At 35.7% G+C, this 19723-nt stretch carries 22 protein-coding genes, 1 pseudogene and 1 other annotated feature; of the genes and pseudogenes, 5 read left to right on the top strand and 18 right to left on the bottom strand.

The window, feature by feature from the left end:
* Positions 1-295: hypothetical protein (locus LMF89_RS23215; protein WP_229537170.1), on the top strand; the 295-nt coding region annotated here is incomplete at its 5' end.
* A gap of 92 nt (positions 296-387) precedes the next feature.
* Here LMF89_RS23215 and LMF89_RS23210 read toward each other — a convergent pair.
* The 11 genes from LMF89_RS23210 to LMF89_RS26420 all read right to left on the bottom strand — a co-directional run bounded on the left by LMF89_RS23210 (position 388) and on the right by LMF89_RS26420 (position 10607).
* Entirely contained in the window at positions 388-615 is a 228-nt protein-coding gene (locus tag LMF89_RS23210; RefSeq protein ID WP_229537169.1) for a DUF255 domain-containing protein, read from the bottom strand.
* Positions 616-768: 153 nt separating this feature from the next.
* Positions 769-1044, bottom strand: coding sequence for a hypothetical protein (locus LMF89_RS23205; RefSeq protein WP_229537168.1), 276 nt, complete (start codon positions 1042-1044; stop codon positions 769-771).
* 36 nt (positions 1045-1080) lie between these two features.
* Positions 1081-1373 (bottom strand) — a binding site (T-box leader).
* 144 nt (positions 1374-1517) lie between these two features.
* Positions 1518-2147 carry a type 1 glutamine amidotransferase family protein gene (locus LMF89_RS23200; RefSeq protein ID WP_229537167.1) on the bottom strand — a complete coding sequence of 210 codons (630 nt, stop codon included), beginning with the start codon at positions 2145-2147 and terminating at the stop codon, positions 1518-1520.
* 162 nt (positions 2148-2309) lie between these two features.
* Entirely contained in the window at positions 2310-2690 is a 381-nt protein-coding gene (locus LMF89_RS23195) for a pyridoxamine 5'-phosphate oxidase family protein (protein ID WP_229537166.1), read from the bottom strand.
* 398 nt (positions 2691-3088) lie between these two features.
* On the bottom strand, positions 3089-4273 hold the full coding sequence (locus LMF89_RS23190; RefSeq protein ID WP_229537165.1) for an MFS transporter: 1185 nt from the start codon (positions 4271-4273) through the stop codon (positions 3089-3091).
* 343 nt (positions 4274-4616) lie between these two features.
* A complete protein-coding gene (locus LMF89_RS23185) occupies positions 4617-5741 on the bottom strand; it encodes a radical SAM protein (protein ID WP_229537164.1) in 1125 nt (374 codons plus the stop codon).
* A gap of 420 nt (positions 5742-6161) precedes the next feature.
* Positions 6162-6956: a malonyl-ACP O-methyltransferase BioC gene (bioC, locus tag LMF89_RS23180; RefSeq protein ID WP_229537163.1), complete on the bottom strand. Its 795-nt coding sequence runs from the start codon at positions 6954-6956 to the stop codon at positions 6162-6164.
* Positions 6953-7651, bottom strand: coding sequence for an alpha/beta fold hydrolase (locus LMF89_RS23175; RefSeq protein WP_229537162.1), 699 nt, complete (start codon positions 7649-7651; stop codon positions 6953-6955). The genes bioC and LMF89_RS23175 overlap by 4 nt, the downstream gene beginning before the upstream one ends.
* Positions 7652-7815: 164 nt before the next feature.
* Complete coding sequence (locus LMF89_RS23170) at positions 7816-8262, bottom strand: ferritin (RefSeq protein ID WP_229537161.1); 447 nt, start codon at positions 8260-8262, stop codon at positions 7816-7818.
* A gap of 198 nt (positions 8263-8460) precedes the next feature.
* Positions 8461-10335: a thioredoxin domain-containing protein gene (locus LMF89_RS23165; RefSeq protein WP_255711606.1), complete on the bottom strand. Its 1875-nt coding sequence runs from the start codon at positions 10333-10335 to the stop codon at positions 8461-8463.
* 59 nt (positions 10336-10394) lie between these two features.
* Positions 10395-10607 carry a DUF255 domain-containing protein gene (locus tag LMF89_RS26420; protein WP_038669184.1) on the bottom strand — a complete coding sequence of 71 codons (213 nt, stop codon included), beginning with the start codon at positions 10605-10607 and terminating at the stop codon, positions 10395-10397.
* A 420-nt stretch (positions 10608-11027) separates the two neighbouring features.
* On the opposite strand from LMF89_RS26420, the pseudogene LMF89_RS23160 reads away from it, so the two are divergent.
* Positions 11028-11348, top strand: a pseudogene (locus tag LMF89_RS23160) (LysE family translocator); the annotation flags it as partial.
* 592 nt (positions 11349-11940) lie between these two features.
* Here the strand turns inward: LMF89_RS23160 and LMF89_RS23155 are convergent.
* The gene (locus tag LMF89_RS23155) at positions 11941-13410 is read right to left on the bottom strand and encodes a nitrilase-related carbon-nitrogen hydrolase (protein ID WP_229537159.1); all 1470 of its coding nucleotides are present in this window, start codon (positions 13408-13410) and stop codon (positions 11941-11943) included.
* 143 nt (positions 13411-13553) lie between these two features.
* Positions 13554-13760, bottom strand: coding sequence for a DUF255 domain-containing protein (locus LMF89_RS23150; RefSeq protein WP_229537158.1), 207 nt, complete (start codon positions 13758-13760; stop codon positions 13554-13556).
* 372 nt (positions 13761-14132) lie between these two features.
* Between LMF89_RS23150 and LMF89_RS26415 the strand changes: the two genes are divergently transcribed.
* From LMF89_RS26415 to LMF89_RS23140, 3 genes are read left to right on the top strand one after another with little or no spacing between them, the layout of a single operon-like run.
* Positions 14133-14372 carry a phage integrase N-terminal SAM-like domain-containing protein gene (locus LMF89_RS26415; protein WP_369412702.1) on the top strand — a complete coding sequence of 80 codons (240 nt, stop codon included), beginning with the start codon at positions 14133-14135 and terminating at the stop codon, positions 14370-14372.
* 32 nt (positions 14373-14404) lie between these two features.
* Positions 14405-14797, top strand: coding sequence for a tyrosine-type recombinase/integrase (locus LMF89_RS23145; protein WP_229537157.1), 393 nt, complete (start codon positions 14405-14407; stop codon positions 14795-14797).
* A gap of 2 nt (positions 14798-14799) precedes the next feature.
* Positions 14800-15780 (top strand): IS91 family transposase, encoded by a 981-nt coding sequence (locus LMF89_RS23140; protein ID WP_229537156.1) that lies wholly within the window; start codon positions 14800-14802, stop codon positions 15778-15780.
* 624 nt (positions 15781-16404) lie between these two features.
* Here the strand turns inward: LMF89_RS23140 and LMF89_RS23135 are convergent.
* From LMF89_RS23135 to LMF89_RS23115, 5 genes are all read right to left on the bottom strand, one after another.
* Complete coding sequence (locus tag LMF89_RS23135; RefSeq protein WP_229537155.1) at positions 16405-17172, bottom strand: EFR1 family ferrodoxin; 768 nt, start codon at positions 17170-17172, stop codon at positions 16405-16407.
* A gap of 132 nt (positions 17173-17304) precedes the next feature.
* Positions 17305-17607: an ArsR/SmtB family transcription factor gene (locus tag LMF89_RS23130; RefSeq protein WP_229537154.1), complete on the bottom strand. Its 303-nt coding sequence runs from the start codon at positions 17605-17607 to the stop codon at positions 17305-17307.
* Between the two features lie 393 nt (positions 17608-18000).
* The gene (locus tag LMF89_RS23125) at positions 18001-18141 is read right to left on the bottom strand and encodes a hypothetical protein (protein ID WP_229537153.1); all 141 of its coding nucleotides are present in this window, start codon (positions 18139-18141) and stop codon (positions 18001-18003) included.
* Positions 18131-18463, bottom strand: coding sequence for a nucleotidyltransferase domain-containing protein (locus tag LMF89_RS23120; protein ID WP_229537152.1), 333 nt, complete (start codon positions 18461-18463; stop codon positions 18131-18133). The genes LMF89_RS23125 and LMF89_RS23120 overlap by 11 nt, the downstream gene beginning before the upstream one ends.
* Before the next feature lie 371 nt (positions 18464-18834).
* A complete protein-coding gene (locus tag LMF89_RS23115; protein WP_229537151.1) occupies positions 18835-19473 on the bottom strand; it encodes a lactate utilization protein in 639 nt (212 codons plus the stop codon).
* Positions 19474-19723 lie beyond the last annotated feature (250 nt).

Genomic DNA, 19723 nt, shown 5'->3' with positions numbered 1-19723 from the left:
CCTCCTTTTATTTGTTCTTTCTCATTTTACTACTCCAAGTCATCCTTTTTATTACTCCATCAGTCAAATTTCAGCTATTCCTTTATTTTTAGATAAACTCTCTGGTGTAGGTGCTGTCCCATCGTCACTTCTCTTAAAGGAGGATATTATAAGAATTCCAGTAGAACTAATAAATAATAATATTCCCATTGGAATTTTGCAAAACAGTAAAAAGCAATATATATCTGCAACGAAAAAATTATTTTTGCAAATTCTAAAAGAAGAGCTTTCACTATTAAATCGAACCACGCTATAGCCTTTTGCTTTTTGGAGAAAATAGACCCCCCCCCCTAGATTTCTCTATATAAATTTAGCCTCAACCTTTGAATAATAGAAGGTTAAGGGTGCTTAATAGCAATAAAGCTCATTGGCGGCTTCTTGAGCGAAAATGTTACTTTTATGGACATGGCACCAATGGCAGCAACTATATCCACTGCTGAAGAACACTGGCTTATCTACTCGCTTCGCCTTTTCAAATGCTTCATCACCCCAGGGGTACCATTTTACTGGGTTATAGGCGTGTTGCAAGAGATGTGGACTTTTTTCTTTTATCAATTTATTTGGCTTTTTGTCCACAAAATCACCCCTAAAAATCAATTCCATTACATGTCACGTTCTTGTTTAGTATGTACAAAAAAAGTATCAGCATTACGCTAATACTTCTGCAGCTTATCTTGCTTTTTAAAGTGCCGCCCTAGAGGTTCAGATACTCATTTAGTGTATGCCTGCCTATAAGTTCCCCATAACCATGCCAATCTTCATACCATCAAAGAAGCCCTTGTTATAGTGCATATAGGTAGCCGTTACCATCATTAGAGTAACGGCTTCACTCACTTCCCCCGCCTGCCCTTCTAATAGTAGATCGACTTGCTCCATTAGCCTTGTATATTCACTTGAGAAGTTACCAAATTGCAACTTTTCATCTGCTTTATCCTGACGCATAAGAATAAATTCCTGCCAATCACGCAAGGCATCCCCTTTATCCATCCATCGTCCGGTAAGCATACTTAAGTTTTTTTAACCTACACATGCGCCCCCCTATACAGGGGCGAAATGATTTCGCGATACCACCCTAATTAGAAACTACAAGTTTCTCATCTCATTTCAAATACGGGACAATCACATTGATATCCGATATTCTAGCCCAATAACGGAGGCAACCGTCCCAGCCTACTTAGTTTATGACTGTTTTGAAAACAGCAAAATTTTTCGGTGGTCAGCTCATAGAACCATTCACCATGCTCTTTAGGCCGATCATCCCACCTCTGGTCTCCCAGTCATCAGCTCGCTGTGCTAAAGGGTACACGACTACTTTTTCTATTCATAGCTGTTGAAATAATTTGATATGTTTAATCTATTATAGTATCACCTTTTGTTAAATGTCAAATATTACCAACAAATTCAAAATGTTTCATCTTTGAGAATTAATTAATATAAATTGTAATATAAGTAAATTTATTGATAACTCTCTAAAATTCCTATCCAAGAGATTGCATTAGTTTATAAAAATACTGGGAATCTTGTATTTTATGAAGCTGATACCAACAATCTAAGGTCTCATCTGAAAATACATCAAGTCGCTTAAAAACTTGATACGCTAGTTCTATCGGCGCTGTACCACTTGCAGTAATGAGATCACCATCGGTAACTGCACTTTGAAATTGGAAGTTCTCTTCCCCATGATAATTTGGACATTCCTTCTTGAGATATGCAAAATCATTACTAGTGTGCCGATATGTATCTAAAATTCCGGCTGATGCAAGTGCCATAGTAGCACCACAGATGGCGGCTACAGGAATACCTTTATCTAAGCAATCTTTTGCCTTTTCTAATATCGAAGCATGACATGAATCCATCCACGTTTCACCGCCAGGTAGTAGTAGCAGAGCACAATCCTGAGTATTAATTTCATCTATACTTAAATCCGGTATGATTCGCAGCCCTCCCATGGTTGTAATAGGTTCCTTACTTAAACTGACGGTTTTAATCGTAAATCCTGGTATCCCTTTTTTAAAAAACCGTCCTGTTTTCAATTCAGCGGTTATATAGCCCCACTCCCAATCCGCCATTGTATTGAGAATATACATAAATATAATATTTTTACTCATTGAATTGCCGCCCATAACGACCACTCCACTCTTATTGTATTTTTTCGTTTCATTATGTCCATATTATCAATTATCATACTGCTTCCCATGATAATATTCTCTGACTGCTCTACGCTCATCTACATATATATAATCCCGACACGGCTTGGAGTCAACATATTTTCACATAGTAATCTTTACTGGTTGCACCTTAATAAACACTTGTTCCTCTAACCCCTGCCAACGTTCATATGATTTTTTGTGATGTACACAATAAATTTTACGAATTTTTTCATTTTCCCGGCTTGCCACTTGTCCTTTTGATTCAGCTTTACCCTCAATTTGTACGTTATGGAAACACATCGCTATATTGGGATTTATAAGGATCTGTTTATACTTATCCAACAACGTTTCCGTCTGAAAATAAATGTTTAATCCATCATTCACTATGCTCATAGAGCGCGCTGTTACCCGGTTATCTGCTGAGGTTGCCAATACCCAGTACTTATTGCTCCCCAATACATCCAAGATTTCTTGTTCCAACTGCTCATAATTAAGATCCATAAGCTTCCTCCTTCTAGCATGGCTTTACATACATATAAGAACATTTGTTCTGAATACTGTATCAAAAATATAAATTATAGTCAACACTTACAACAAAATGTTACTTTTAAGGACGTGCCACCAATGTCATTAAAACACTGTTTACAATTTCTGAAAAGCCAGTAAAATCAAGCCCAGCGAGGCTATTGTCTGTTCCATGACAATATATTTATTCTTCCTATATATTGAAATATAAAATCCACCAATTTTACAAGTGTAAATTAGGTGGATTTTATTATGTTATCTTTTCAGAAAAATAACATTTAACTAGCTGAAAATTGTCAAACTACCACCACATATCTATGATCGACTTCATACAACATATTTTTATATTAACCCTGGTAATTTAAAAGTATCCCTTATTTTTTGACATTTGCTCTATTAGGTACACCTCTTTTAGAATTCAAAATTATAGCCATTCCAGATGCAGTAATAATTAAAATTAGAGCATAAGCAACCAGTGCTAATTTAAAAGTAATATATTGAGCAATCATAGATAAGACAGGAGGACCAAAGAACATACCGATTCCCCAAAATAAATAGTATGCTCCTGAAATTGTCCCTTTTAAAGATTCCGCCACAGTTTCGTTTAAAAATGCCATTGAAGCAAGATAAAAAATACCTAAGCCAAGACTAGCAAAGGTTAGCATAATCAATATCCATGATGAATCTAGTAGAGGAACTGCAAATATTCCAACAGCTGCTAAAATTAGCCCTATTATCATAAATAAATTAGGACCAAATTTGTCTGATAAAGAACCTGTAATAACCTGCGAAATACTTATAGCAACATAAAATAATGAAAAGAATATTCCAATGTATACTGAACTAAAACCTTTATCCTGTAATAAAAACGTAGGAATTGACGTAAGAAAAATACCATATCCTGCTCCATACAAAGTGATCCCTACCAAAGCTAGTAATGCTTGCCTATCACTTATAAGCTTAAAGATATTATTAAAATCAACAGAATTATTTAATTTAATATCTCGTTTATTGGCATTATCAACAAATAAATAGATTATGACTGCGCCTAATAAACATAATATAGCATATACGAGAAAAACTTCATTTGCCTTCCACACTTTAGCTAATAATACTCCTAATATAGGACCTACGGTAAGTCCAAGGTGAATCACTGCATTATATATTCCCATTACTTTTCCTTTTGCAAGAGGAAATTTTAATGATAACAAAGCAGGTGCTAAAGCCCATATTGGTGCTTCTCCAGCCCCTTGAAGAAGCCTTGATAAAAAAATCATAATCGAGCTACTTGAGAAATAAAATGAGAGACCAGTGATAAAACATAGTAAATATCCTAGTATAAGAAAAGGCTTAAAGCCTAACTTATCTGATAAAGTACCTATGGGTACTTGCAGCACAATGTAAGAAATTGCAAAGGCAGATGCTAAATACCCTACTGACTGACCATTTCCATCTAAATCAACAATCCTTTGAGGCAATAATGCAACAATCATACCTACTCCTACCATCATTAAAAAGACGGCCGATATTAATCCTAAGAGAGTTTTATCTCGAAACATATAATGTCCCTCCTTACAAATAAAAAATCGTACTAGGTAAAAGCTCTTATATCTTTTACACCAAAAAACCTCCGTCAAATGATTGACAAAGGTTCAATACTTATTCCTTATTTAGTATTAATATTCATCCGGTAACAGCATCATACATGAGTCCACTAGCCATCTGCCTTAGACTCTTTCATTTCTCTTCTATAACATGCCACTGAATGGTTATTTTTATAATTTGACCAACGTCTGTTACTTCTTTAGACATTATCTTCTTTGATATTTATTCATGGTGTTCTCGAAATGTCTCCGACATCCATCCCAGTATCCCAAGCAACAATACAACACTCACAACTCTCTAAAAAATCATCTCTCCTGGTTTATAGCCGTCAGGCAATTCTTCTTCACTTAAAAATTTGAAATTGTCATCACGCAGTATTGGTAAAAATACTTCGTATGGAATCCTGGAAAACTCACCGGCATAATTACTGGCTCCGAACCACTTACCCTCTTTGCTGCTCAAATTTAAATCTCTAGCAAATTTTGTATAGTTTGAGCAATCATGTACTACTAAATCCCACTTATCTTCATCGGCTATTTTCATGAATTTCATAGTTAATTCCCTACTCCAAATTGGAGATATATAGCCATGTCTGGAAATATACATATTTTCCCCATAATAATTGTCTATGTTATTCTCATTTAAATGTAATTCTGCACAATTGATAAAATCGAGTTTTGTCTCTAAGATTGCTTGCTTTTTCTTAAAAAAAGCTTCGAAAAACTCAGGAGTCATTGGAGTTTCAATACCTACATTTTTAATATATTTTTTCGCTATTCCAATATTTTCAATAACTTTGTCTGAACATCTGGCAGCACCCAAGTTGAAACGTATCTCGTTAAGACCGGCTTCACCTAATGCTTTCAATGTCTCTTCCGTAGCTAAAGTACCATTTGTATATAGATGTTGATAAATTTGAGCATCACTAAATTTCTTTATTACCGAATAGTATTTTTCAATTTCCATGAATGGCTCCAAATAAACGTAGGAAATGCCAGTGGGTTTCTGGTAGATGGAAAGAAGTAAATCAATATCCTTCTCATAAAATTTTGTTCCTCCAATTTCCCACATACCTTCGCCAACTGGAGGAATATCTTCTAGTTCTCCATAATTATAACAGAACTTACACTCTATGTTACATTTGTTCGTTTTCCTAATTGCACTCAAACCAGTGCCTAACAAACAAGAACGACAGCCTTTTGAGAATTTACTTTCATTCCCCACAAAAAAAGTTCTATTCTCCAAAGTTTTTAAACTTCTAATTTCCGACATTAACGTATCATTTCTATGATCGATCGCTGCCTCAATTTGCGCAAAGGCAGCGTAAATGATTTCTTGTTGCTTTATCATAAGTTCCTCTTCCTCAGGCAATATTGAAAAAAATTCAAACCATATCAATGCATCTTTCTTTGAAATTTTCATAATGTATCCTCCTCTAATTAATCCGTTAGTGTAAAATTTTTTAAACTGTTTTTTAGATTTTCTCTTTATATATCAAAGGTTGCAGAGTTTTTTTACAAAAAAAATAATGATTCCCTTTTTGGTATAATTGAGTTTACTTACAACACAAAACTATCTAAAAGGAGAGTGTCATTGTTGAACGCAATTATATCATTTTTATTCTTATATAATCAATATTTATTAAAACAGATAGATCAGCTACTATTAGAACTCTTCAATGAAACCAATATATATAATCGTCCACTTCCTTTGCGTTGCCCTTATTGTGGACATACTCTAGTAGCTGTTAAGGATCGTAAGCATTTTAGAATACTAAACTAGAAGCGAGTGGGACAGGTTCCTTGTCCCACTCGCTTTTGCAAGTATTGCCCCCAAAGTGCTCTATTTTTTTTTATGGCTGCCATAAATAATATGATATGTAGCAGGTATTTGCCCAAACTGCTCAAATGTATTTTTATAAAAATCCATCATCGATAACATAAGCCGTCGATGAATTAATATATTCTCCCCCTTAGAAGAATTGTTAGCTCCTATTTTTTTTACTGACGTCAAAAACTCCCGAACACCTTTGAACTTTTCTGTTATATTTTCCTCCTCAAGGTGAACTGAAAGCCCTAGACCACAAGTAATATCAGTTAATTTTCTCATAGAAATAAACTCAGGGCCATGGTGCACCCTTTTAATTTCTAAAGACCTATGCGCAGCTTGAAAGGACTGATTTAATTCATAAAAAGTTTGTTCACCAAAAGTAGCATAGATAAGACACCCTCCAGGTAATAAATGACGCTCCATTTGCGTAAAAGCCTGCTGATAATCATTAAACCACTGAAACGCAGCATTAGAAACAATCAAATCAAACTTCTCAGACAGCTTCAGATTTTCTCCATCTTCCAGCGCAAAACTTACATTCTCATATTGGGATAAGTTTTTAGTAGCCACAGTTAACATTTCTGACGAAATATCGCTCGCGGTAATTTTCGCCATAGGATACCTTTGTGCTAGAAGTGTTGTCAAAAATCCTGTACCGCAGCCAATTTCTAGGATATTCTGAAATACCCCGGCTTCTTTAACCAATTCCAATAAAGAATATCCCATGCTTTTTTGTACAACTGCATATTCATCATAAGCTTGAGACCTTCTGCCAAAATGACAGCTTACCTGGGTTTTGCTAATCATGATACCCCCTCCATTACTAGATCTTTTACATACTTTTCTTGCGTTATAAAGGGAACATGCCCTGTGCCATGCAGCAATCTTAGCTCGGCCTGCGGTAAATGCTGCAACAAGTATTGAGCAGCACTTGGGGGGCAAATCTTATCTTCCATACCATGGATAATGAGACAGGGAAGATTAACTTTCACCAGTTCCTGCCGTAAATCTTGTTCCATTAAATAAGTAAGCCCTGCTTGCAAACTACTAACATTAATGTTAGAAAAATGAGGCGCTATGTAAGTAATAAATTTTTGGTGCCATTCTTTTTCCATTGGGGAAAACATTAAATGATAAAATTCCATTTGCGTCTCCCACGAATTACGAGCAAGCTTACGGCTTAAGTTTTTTACTACACTTCCAGGTAATCCCCCCTCATAACTCTGGCACAAAGTAAATCGCGGTGTAGTTGACAGAAGAATCAGCCGCGCAACTTTCGCGGTATACTCAGCTGCTAATTGCAACGCTAACATTCCTCCTAAAGACCATCCCACCAGTGTAATTTTTTCCTCTTCCTGCTTGCATATCTCCAAAAAAGTTTTTGTCAAGTGTTGATAATCAGGGTAGTTTGCACAATCATAGATATGCTTTTTCTCCCCTGTAAAGCTTTGCGGCCAAATGGCTTTATTAGTTGCCCAACCATGAATGAAAAGAACTGACATCTAGACACTCCTTCATGCAGTATTGTTAACCTTAAAATACACTTAGGTTGACAATACTATTATAGTAATAATTGGAAAAATAATCAAGCTATTAATTTCACACCTGATAATTCATTTTATTCCAAAAAAAAAAACCTCTCCCGTTCTGGAAAAACGGGTATGCGCTACTCTATTCCACAAAAGAAGAATCCATCCCAGCTACGGAATGGATTCTTCTTTTTTAAATCGCGTTTTCCAAGTTCTTTATCAATGTAAAGAAGGGAACCGCCCTTATCGCCAACAAATTTCAATCTTTCTAATACTGCAGAAGCATTTGCTTCTTCTTCCACTTGCTCTGTTATAAACCATTGTAGGAAGATTTGTGCAGCATAATCTTTTTCTTCTAAGGCTACTTCATATAACTTGTTAATCAAATTACTAATATGTATTTCATGAGCCAATACTTTCTCAAATAACTCTACAGGAGTGCCAAAACCAGTTGCTGGAGCTTCAATTGCTTGTAGCTTAGCACTACCGCCTCGCTCTAATAAATAATCAATCAGTTTAAAGGCATGACCGTTCTCTTCTTGGTATTGTAACTTAAGCCAATGGGCAAATCCCTTAAGATTCACTTTCTACAGACATTGCTAAATAAAGATGCGCAGAGCTCATTTCAGCTTGGATTTGATTATTAATTGCATCTTGAAGTTTTTTACCAATCATTTTATATTCCCCCTTCATTAGAACCACTTATCATTTTTATTAACTCAATTTTAGCATATTTTACTATTATTATCAATATTATTATTATTACATAATAATAATTATCATCAGTTGTTTAATTTTAGTTTCGTACGAAAAACTTCCACATCTGTAATTGGAGGTTGGCATGCTACTCCTTTACAGAGGTAGGCCGTAGCTCTCCCCTCAGTACCTTTATAATTACTATTATTTTGCAAATGTATATCATAAAAACGTACTGTTGCTGTAGGTAAAAAGGCATGATTCATTGCCTGTAACATTGCCTTCGTATCAGGCAAATCTTTGTCACCTACAATGACAACTTTTACTTTTTCAGCCAAATAATAATCAACAGCCATCATAAAATAAGTATAACCTGCCGTAAAGCTACTCACTTCTCCTGCAAAGCCATTCAATAGTTTTTCTGCCATTTTACTTACATCTTCATTTTCTGTAATGTCAGCTAATTTTTGCAAAGCCAAAGCCGCTACAGAATTGCCTGAAGGAATGGCTCCGTCATAAATCTCCTTGGGTCTTGTAATTAGTTCTTCTCCATCCACACCATAAAAGAAAAATCCGCCTGCTTTCTCGTCCCAAAATAAAGCCTTCATATCATCAGCTATCTTAATTGCTCGATGCAAATAGGTATCCTTATATGTTGTTTGATATGTTTCAAGAAGTGCTAGCAACAAAAATGCATAGTCATCAAGATAAGCTAAGTGAGCAGATTCTCCATCACGATAACGAGCCAGCAAACGTCCATCCTCGCGTACAAGATTGTTATAGATGAATTCAATTGCCCTTTCTGCTACCTTAGAATAGGTATCTCGCTCTAATATGCGAGATGCTTTCGCAAAAGAAGCAATCATTAATGCATTCCAAGCTGTTAGAATCTTATCGTCTTTATAAGGATGAATACGTTTTTCCCTTACCTGATAGATTTTTTCCCGCCCTCGCTTCAATAAATCTGCCAATTCTGTCGTTGTTTTATTTACACAACTGGCAAAAGTTTCAGCATCTCTTCCAATAACATGTAAAATACTTGTCCCATGTTCAAAGTTGCCCTGAGAAGAAACCTCATAAAAATCGGCAAAAGTAGTCCCCTCTTCTTCTCCTACTATATCGACTACCTCTTTTCTAGTAAATACGTAGAACTTGCCTTCTACCCCTTCAGAGTCAGCATCTTCAGCCGAGAAAAATCCGCCCTTATCGCTCGTCATATCTCGCATAACATAAGTCAGGATTTCCTCAACAATTCTAGCAAAATTTTGATTGCCAGTACATTGATACGCCTCAAGATAGCTATTACATAATAATGCATTATCATATAACATTTTTTCAAAATGAGGTACTAACCACTTTTGATCTGTAGAGTATCTCGCAAAACCATATCCTAAATGATCATAGATTCCCCCTTGCCACATAGACAGGAGAGTTTTTTCTACCATAGATAGTGCTTTCTCTTTCTTAAAATGCCGCCAATACCTAAGTAAAAAGTTCATTTTATGGGGTGTCGGAAATTTGGGCGCAGTACCAAAGCCCCCATATTTAGGATCAAAGCTACTTTCTAATTCTAAATAGGCTTGTTCTAGCATATCTTTGGCAATCTGCCCTTCTTTATTTGGTTGTTTAGGGTGCTGAAGAATATCTACAATTTGATCACCTGCTTCGAGGATCTCCTTCCGGTTACTCTGCCACTTTTTATGCACTACGGTTAAGAGTTCGAGTAATCCCATCCTCCCCATCTTGCGATGCTTAGGAAAATATGTCCCAGCAAAAAAAGGTTTTTTATCAGGGTCCATAATGATCGTTAAAGGCCATCCACCTTGCCCCGTAAGTGCCTGACACACTGACATATAGATTCCATCCACATCTGGACGTTCTTCCCGGTCAACTTTTATAGAAACAAAATGAGCATTTAATAGATCTGCTACTTCCTGATCTTCAAAACATTCTCTCTCCATGACATGGCACCAATGGCATGTAAATTAAAGTAACATCCTATCATTTATTTTAAGCACAGCTAAGAATAGCCTACGGACAAAAATACAGGCCGATTCTCACGCTGTGCTTTCTGAAACGCTTCTGCTCCCCATGGATACCAGTCTACTGGATTATTAGCATGTTGGAGTAAATATGGGGATTTCTCGTGAATTAAACGGTTGGGTTTATTAGTATTTTGACTGTGTATGTCATGATTTTTAGTTTTTGGATCGTAGTAGGTTTTATTTTCCACGAATAACGCCTCCCGATAATTTATATGGTTAGATTGTCCATTATTATGAAGATATACGCAATAAAACCTGCATAGAAATAATATCCATACAGGTAAAACTTCACCTATAATTTATAATCGATTGATAATCTCTGGAAATTTCCTTTTCAATTCTTTCAAATCCATTGACGCATTCGTAATAAAATCTTTTACATTCATATTAGATGATTTCTTTGATAATGAGTCAATTAAAGAAAAAACATTTATAGAATCGCTAATTAAATCATTTGTTATATTGCTTTTTTCATTAATAAAATGCCAACATTTTTCTGTAACCTCTTCTTCCCTTATAAACAAACACCGTGTCGCATTTCTATATTGTAAAGAATTCGAGAAATCAACTATAGATCCCAATGAAACTGCTTAGGCTTAGGAAGTTTATTTGCAATGCTATTAGCTCTTGTAGGAGTAGGTGCAATTATTTCAGCCTCGCTTTTAGCATTTAACATAGTAAAAGTAATTGGGATCATTTATTTAATATATATAGGAGTAAAAATGTGGGTAGATTCCTCAGAGATAAGTATTTCATCTAAAATAGACAAACCGTCTTCTAAAATGTCAGAACTAAAATCAGGATTTCTAATTTCTTTTTTAAATCCTAAGGTCATTATATTTTTTTCATCATTTATTCCTCAATATATTGATAAAGAAAAGCCTTTTTTTATCAAGCCGTTTTTTTGGGTGGAATATATTTATTACTAGTTTTATTTAATGGATACTTTTATAGCTATTTTGCCGATAAATTAACATTATTTTTAAAGAATCCATCATCGAAATGGATTGCGAGATTGGGATCAGTTTTTATGATTATCTCAGCAATACTTGTTTTGAATTGATTCATTTATAATACCTAAATCTAATAAACATTTAGTATCAGATAACAAAATGTTTATTAGCTTCTGTTGTAAAGCTGTAATCCTGCACTTACTATAACTATGTAGGATTACAGCTTTAATAAGTTTATGCAAAATAAAATATTACCTTTATGGACATGGCACCAAGGTCACTTAAAACACTGTTTACAAGTTCGGAAAAGCCAGGAAAACCAAGCCCTATAAGGCTCTATTGTCTGTTCCATGACATGTCATTTCTTATGACATGTCATTCCATTGAAAAAAACAAGATTCTTTTAAACGATGAGTCCATGATTCATCTACCTTAGAGCTTCTTCCAATTCTCTTCTATGACATGTTATGGAATGATAATCATCTTGATTGGATAAGGCTTTGAGTCCATAAGTTATCTGACTTTACACTAATTTTCTTTCCTTCCGTGACATGCCACATTCATACTGCTAAGGTTTAGTCAGCAGTTCATTAGGTTTTCTAAGCGACAGAAAAATACATAGTATAATAAAAGTCCCTAGACATATCCATGCAAAACTATCACCCAATTTGCTATATATTGAGTTTCCTTTCCCAAGCCTTACTTCACCTACTAAAACAGATCCACCATCCTCTACATCACTAGATACCATTTCTATAATACGACCTCTACTATCACTTAAGGTTAATAATCCCCACTGCCCAGCTCGTGCTACTGCGTAATTTCCTTCAACTCCCCGCATAATTGCAACACGCGCATGGCTCCATCCATCATCATGGAAATCCAGTGCAGGAACAAAGACAATATTTACTCCTTGCCTACTGTAATCCAGTGAAGGCTGTGTAAAATCCATATCTTTACAAATTTCAATACCCCATTTACCTATGATTCCAAGATCAGTTCCTGGAGTATACCTACTTTCAAATGCAGATAGCAGATGTTTTTTATCATATTTTAAAAGCACTTCTCCTAACGGCGAAAAGACATAGGAGGAATTGTAAAGTTTCATTTTATCTTTTCTAGTTACTCCTACAATTAAATTCACTTTATTCTTTTGTGCTGCATTACTCAGGCGCTGAAAATTATCGTCATGAGTCTCTATAGTAATAATCTTTTCTGGCAGCAAGACAACTTCGACCCCTGACTGTGCAAGAAAATCAATCTTTTGAATATATCGTTGAATAGTGTCTGCAACTTGTTGTTTATCCCTGTTTGTTGCCACGACTAAGTATTGTTCTAAATTAGTAGAGATAGAAGCAATACCGATTTTTATATTGGCCCCCTCAACAGGCGTATGTAAGCGGTAAAATCCAAATAGAATCACAAATAAAAGTAGACTTAATGAAATTAGATTCGCTTTTATGCTTAATCTTCGATTTTGAGGATAAAGATAAGTTAAAGCAATACTTGAAGGGAGAAGAGCCATCAAAAAAGTAATTCCCCAGATACCTGTGATTGATGCAATTTGAATAAAAGATAAGTTAGATACTTGTGTATAAGCAATGCTATTCACAGCTCCATGAGGAGAATATAATGAAGCAATGAATTCGTAAGCAGTTAAACCGCTCGCAAAAACAAAGCTTGTATACCCACCTCTCCATCTGACAGCAATATGACGGAAAATAGCAAGTACACTTGCAAATGCAGTTGCATTAATAACAATCAAAGGCCAGTAAACAGTAAGGGGAAGCACCGCATGAGGATTGGATGATCCAAATAAGTATGAAAAGAATCCCGTCAGAAATGTGGAAACTAATGATCCTTTCAATGCATATGTACAAAGAAGTAAAAGTGCAATCCAAGAAAAATACCAATACTCAGTAGACAAATAATATGAGACTGCACTGAGAAAAATTGTAAAAATACAATGTAGTAGGCTATAAAAATTACTCCACTTGTAACTATTTATAATATTTTTAAAGCTTTTGCCTAATTGCATAAATCATTTCCTTCTTCCCAAACCTTTTTTCGTGTTACCTCTGATTCATTAATTCGAATTATATACCATATTTTCCCTGAAAACAATAAAAACCAGCATATATAATACTGGTTCATACCTGCTTATATTTGCTTTTTATAGATCTAATTTAATACTATCAAAGTGTTACTTTTATGGACATGGCACCAATAGCATGTACTATAGCCGACACTTAAAAACACAGGCTTGTCTTCCCGCCTCGCCTTTTCAAATGCTTCATCGCACCAAGGGTACCAATCTACTGGGTTATAGGCATGTTGGAGCAAATACGGAGATTTTTCGTTTATGAGACGGTTTGCTATCTTTTCCATAAGAGACCTCCTCAAGATGCAGCTAAACTTAAGTTTTATTATCTCCAATATAGTAGAAAACTGACGTGGAAATGATAGCCACGCCAGTTTGCTAATGGAAATTTAATATTATTAACTATGTCAGCAGAAGAACGAAATCGCTACGCGATGGCTATAGTTCCCTTAAGTAAATAAAAAAAGTATGTCCTTTTGTGGTATTGTTTAATCGCTAAAGAAAACAACCGAAGGGACATACTTTTTACGTTTATGATTATACCATACACAACGATTCCATACATACCACTAGTAAAATAATTCGTGCACCTCCGACTGACTGTGATAGATCAACAGATTCATCCAGCATAAACAGGAGGTTGTACTACTATAAAACATATGAACAAAAGATTCATTTGTACTTTGAGCTCAAAGGTACTCCCATCTTCCCGAGAATCCTATTTTCGTCGAATTAAGGCATTTATTCTCTTTATCCAAAACCAACATAAGAACATAGATGACATTACAGAAACCGATGTTCAGCAATATATTTTGCACCTCAAAAAGGAAAAGATGCTTTCTGCCGGAACGATTAACAACTATATTTCAGGTGTTAATTTCTCTATACCTTTATCTTAGAAAAAGAGTGGAATGCGATTCAGGTTCCTCGCATGAAACGGATTCCTGTCAATCCTGCCAAAATAGATGTACTTACTCTTTTGCAGGCAACTACCAATCTAAAATATAAAGCCATACTCGTCTTACTCTACGGCAGTGGCTTACGAGTTAGTGAAGTGGCCAAATTAAGAATTTGTGATATTTGCAGTAAAACCATGCGGGTACGGGTAGAACATGCCAAACATAATACCAATCGGTATACCATCTTATCCAATACCTTACGCCATTGCTTTGCCACCCATGCCCTGGAAGATGGGGTCGATCCTGTATTTATTCAGCAAATGCTCGGACATAAACGTCTTCAGACTACCTTAACCTATCTTCACATGACTTCAAAAAGTCTTATGGGCGTGAAAAGCCCCCTTGATACGGGCTGTGGTACATAACAATGCTTACTGTACAAGATATTTTCCTTAAATTTCAAACACCCTTTACACAAAAATACGCTGTTTCTATGCAGCAGGCTAAAGCTGCTAGGGATATCATGAATTGTAGAACAGCAACGTTAGGTGGACATGTTTCACGTTGTGAAGAGTGTGGTCATCTGGTCATACGCTATCATTCCTGCCGTAATCGTCATTGCCCTTTATGCCAAGGAATTAAAAAAGACATTTGGGTAGATAAAAGGAGCAAAGATATCCTTCATGCTCCCTACTTCCACAACGTATTTACCATACCAAAAGAACTTCATCCCTTGTTGTATCAAAATCAAGAGTTATTGTATAACTTACTGTATAAAGCGGTTGCTCAGACACTTGTGGAACTTTCTCAAGATGACAAATACCTAGGAGCACAAATTGGCTTTTTCTCTTTACTTCACACCTGGTCCCAAGATTTACATTACCATCCCCATATTCATACGGTGATAGTAGCTGGTGGACTTACCAAGCAGAATCAGTGGCGAAAGAGCCGTAAGAAGTTTTTTATTCCCGTAAAGGTGTTAGCCAAAAAGTTTCGCGGAAAATTATTGGCGGAATTAAAACAATATTATCATAAAAATTTGCTGCAGTTTTATAGGGCTGCTAAACCTTATCAAAATCCTAAGGCATTCCAAAACTTACTGAATCAATGTTACAGCAAAAGCTGGTATTCTTACGTGAAAAAAACGTTTTCTGGACCCCTGGCTGTTATGAAATACCTAGGGCCATATACACACCGCATTGCCATATCCAATACCCGAATTGTTGCCATAAATCAAGATACGGTAACGATTCACGTAAAAGATCGCAAGAAAAACAATCAGACCAAGAAAGTCACGGTAAGCGGGGTTGAATTCATGAGGCGATTCTTACTACATGTACTGCCACGAGGATTTGTAAAGATTCGGCATTATGGATTATTAGCAAACCGCAACAAAAAAACAAGTTAGAACTGAGCAGAAAATTAACAAGCAGTCCAACCTACCAAGCCATGTTTGAAGGTCTGAACACGACAGAAATTGTTTCGATTCTTGTCGGTAAAGATATCACAGTGTGCCCTGCATGTGGCAAGGGGCAGATTCACCTACTTTATTCCTTGCTCCCTGGTTCATCGCCTTAACTTTCATAAAATGGAATAGTTAAATGGTTACCCATTTGGGGGGGAAAGTATGCTATGGTAGAGGAACGTTAGCAACTATTCTGATGAAGAATTACTGAACTTACAAGAAAATCAGTCAATTGAGTATTTTATCTTAAAAAAAAGCCACTCTTGGTGGATTGAAAATCCATAGACAAATTCACCGCAATTTCCTTCTTCCTGGGCAATCAAAAATTTTGTGCGTAGATAGTTTCAAGGCTCAACTTGCAGTTTTTCTCTGTTGGTTGAGCCTTTTGCCGCACAAAACTTCCGATTGAACCCTAAACGAACTGTCCTAGATTTTCCTTCTTGCTTATTCATTATTTTTGTCCTCCTTCATGGACTTTTCAATATCTTATTACCATATATATTTCTACAAATACCGAAATGATGTAGAACTTAGCTGCCCTTCAAGGGTGCTGCCTTTGCATTCAATTTAAGGATTGCATTGATTATTTACATCAATGATTTCTTTTAGTTTCACATGTCTATTAATGAATCTATCTTTGCTTTTCTCAAATTTTAAATGTATTGCATTTTGTGGGCAGTGGTGTATACATGCATAGCATCCATCACATTTATGCAAAAATTCAGCTTTTATTCCAACTTTAATATTTTTTTTGGGACAAACCTTCATACAAACTTTGCAACCGTTACAATTGTCTTGCACAATAAACCACTTATCGCCAGCATCAACCTGCATTTTAGAGAAGATACTATACATAAATTTAGACAAAATAACTGATGTAATTCCTTTTCTTGTGAGTTTTTTTTGTCTGCCTTTAATATCACTTACTATTTCATCCAGCTTTTCTTCAATTTTTTTTGAACTCTCTTTTTTCACCTGGTCTTCCATCTTAAAGGCAGGCAGAAAATTATCAATCATTAGTATTTCATTTATATAGTCGAACTGAATACCTGCTTTGCTCCCGACTTTCTCCATCTGTTTCAACCCGGCTGCCGCCATATTACCATAAGTCATAATTGCAAAGAAGTATTTGGCCTTAAATTTTGACTTTTGTAAAAAGTCAATTACCATCCTTGGAAGTCCCAATCCATAACAGGGAAATACAAAACCAATCGCTTCATCTTCAAATTCACTCTTCCCCTCCTTTAGCATCTGAGGAATTGAGTATAGTTCTCCTCCGATTCTTTTTGCAACGTACAATCCATTTCCTGTAGCCGTTAAAAAAAATATTTTCATTTTTATCTCTCCTCTAAAATTCAATCGCAAACTATAATCGCCATGATAATGTTACAATTTTATAACCATCGAAATATATAGTAAAAAAACAATCTCAAAAAACATAATGCGTAATTGAGATTAGAAAATAGACTATTCAAACGGATGCTGTAGTATTAGCATCCTACTGACTTCCCCAACTATTTCTTCATTTACCCTACAGATTAAAAATTTTCCTCTTTTTTCCGTACTAATCAAATCGGCATTCGCTAATTCTTTGATATGATGTGAAATGGTTGGGGCTCCGATATTCAAAGAAGAAATGATATCAGTGACAAAACATTCACTGCCAGATTCAAAGCTGGCTTCGTGTGCCTTGGCAATTTTTAAATACAATTCTAATCGATTCGGATTTGAAAGAGCCTTAAATATCTTTGCCATTCTTTTTGTATCCATTTTTATAAACCCCGCAATTAATATATTACATTTCGATAACCTTCGAATTGAATTATATCTTATTTTCACGTTCTTGTCAACAGCATTGGACACCTACGATGGTTAGTTATGCTTCAGATCTTCTGAAAGTAAAAAAAAGTTAGCGGGGACGGTACTCAATTCCCTGTTTATGATAATGTGCTGGTATTGATTGAGAATGATTAAGTCAATAGCAAAAACAGTTACTGCGAAGCTTTTCCGTCTGTTCCATGACATGCTAATCTACATACGCAAATAGACATTAGTCAATAATGTTAACAATCTCGAGGCAGGAATAGAACACTATCGACAAATTTTCGGATTAACAACTTGGGAAGTGTATACAATCGCACCGCCCTCTTTAAAACACTTACGTTACCATGGAATGCCTGGTGAATTTTCCATGCGACAGGCAGTCGCGTTGTCAGAGGATGGTATGCTCCTTAGATAATTTGCAGAAGATAAATCTTGTGTAGCATAACGAAACCACTCATGAGCAATCATTTTATTGTCCATATAGGAGTACTCCTTCATTGGCAATTTTATGTTCCATAGTCGTTGTAAGCATTGCTCTTTCATTAAATTCACTATCATCATACACCAATAAATCTATGGGCATATCTACACCCTGTATCATAGCTTTTCTAATTTTACGCAAGATATCAATCTTACGTAAACCTTGTAAAGAAGTAATGACACATAGGTCAAGATCACTTTCATCCGTATATGTATTGTCTGCGTAAGAACCAAACAAATATATTCTCGGCGTATCCACACTATTTTGAATCGCAATGATTATATTTTCCAACGTTTCTTTAAGATTTGCTTCCTTTCCCATATCCATCCCTCCTTATGTTTATATTATATCACATTTCCAAATCCCTTTACAAAAAATGTAATCTGTAAGGGTATTTTTCATCCAGATTATAACAATTTAAAATGTTACTTTTATGGACATGGCACCACTGTCACTTAAAAAACTGTTTACAAAGTACCTGCATAACTCCTGGCTCCACAGCTCGTCTGCCTTTGCGACTTCATTATATCACTTCCATAACATGCGAGTGATTAATTGCAATTGATAAAAGTAGCCCTTAGTCATCATTTTGACTAAGGGCTACTTACATCCTCCTCATTTCTATTCGGCTTAAGCGTCACTGTGGCTTTGGTTTGCCCGGAAATTTATTTTAAGTTCCATACTTATCAAAATCAGTATCCAACACTTTCCCCTACAACTACTACAGTTATATCTGTCACCATTGGTTTTTTTCTCATTACAGAATATATTCTACATATTCTAGTTTTAGCCTGACAATTAACACATCCACCTGTTTTCGTACATGGATTGGGAGTGTCCAGTCTTTTATTATTCATAGGTGCTACAATACCTTCTACCCTTTCAAAAGCAGCTTTTTCATCTTTGCATATTTTATCAGTGCTAACTACTACTATTACCTTTTTAGGGCCAAAAGTCATTGCACTTATCCTGTTTCCCGCACCATCTATGTTGACAAGCATACCATCTAAGGTAATTGCATTGCTGCTGCATAAAAATAAGTCACTTAACATTTGCTCTCTTGCGATAGCTATCCTTTCTTCCATAGAGAGACCCGGGATCTCAGTATCCAAAACCTTACCACCAACAGCCTTTACCTTATCTAGAATTCCCATATTAGTTATTGTCATTGATCCACCAAAACCTACTTTAGTTTCATGCTTTACATGATCCATTATAAACGCCGATGCCTCCGCGGCAGTTGCAAAATATACCGCATCAAATTCATTTTTTATTAAAGCGTCCACTACCTTTTTCCCAATTGCTTCTTTATGCCAATTTTGTATTTCCATGTTTATTCCTCCTGTAGATTTCTTTTAAATGAAATTCATTATAATAAATTTCATTTCTTAAATTTATATCGGTATTGATGGACATGGCACCAATGCCATGTTAAAAAACTGTTTACAAGACACCCGCATGAACACTGGATCCAGAGGTTGTCTGCCTTTGCTATTCTACTCAGGACTTAAGAACGATTCGCCCCATAATCTCTTTCGCATCCATGCGTCGATGCGCCTCTGCCACATCCGCGAGCGGGAG

It is taken from the genome of Pelosinus baikalensis (assembly GCF_020819555.1).
In the GTDB taxonomy this organism is placed as follows: Bacteria; Bacillota; Negativicutes; order DSM-13327; family DSM-13327; genus Pelosinus; species Pelosinus baikalensis.
This window is presented reverse-complemented; position numbering and strand designations above follow the sequence as displayed.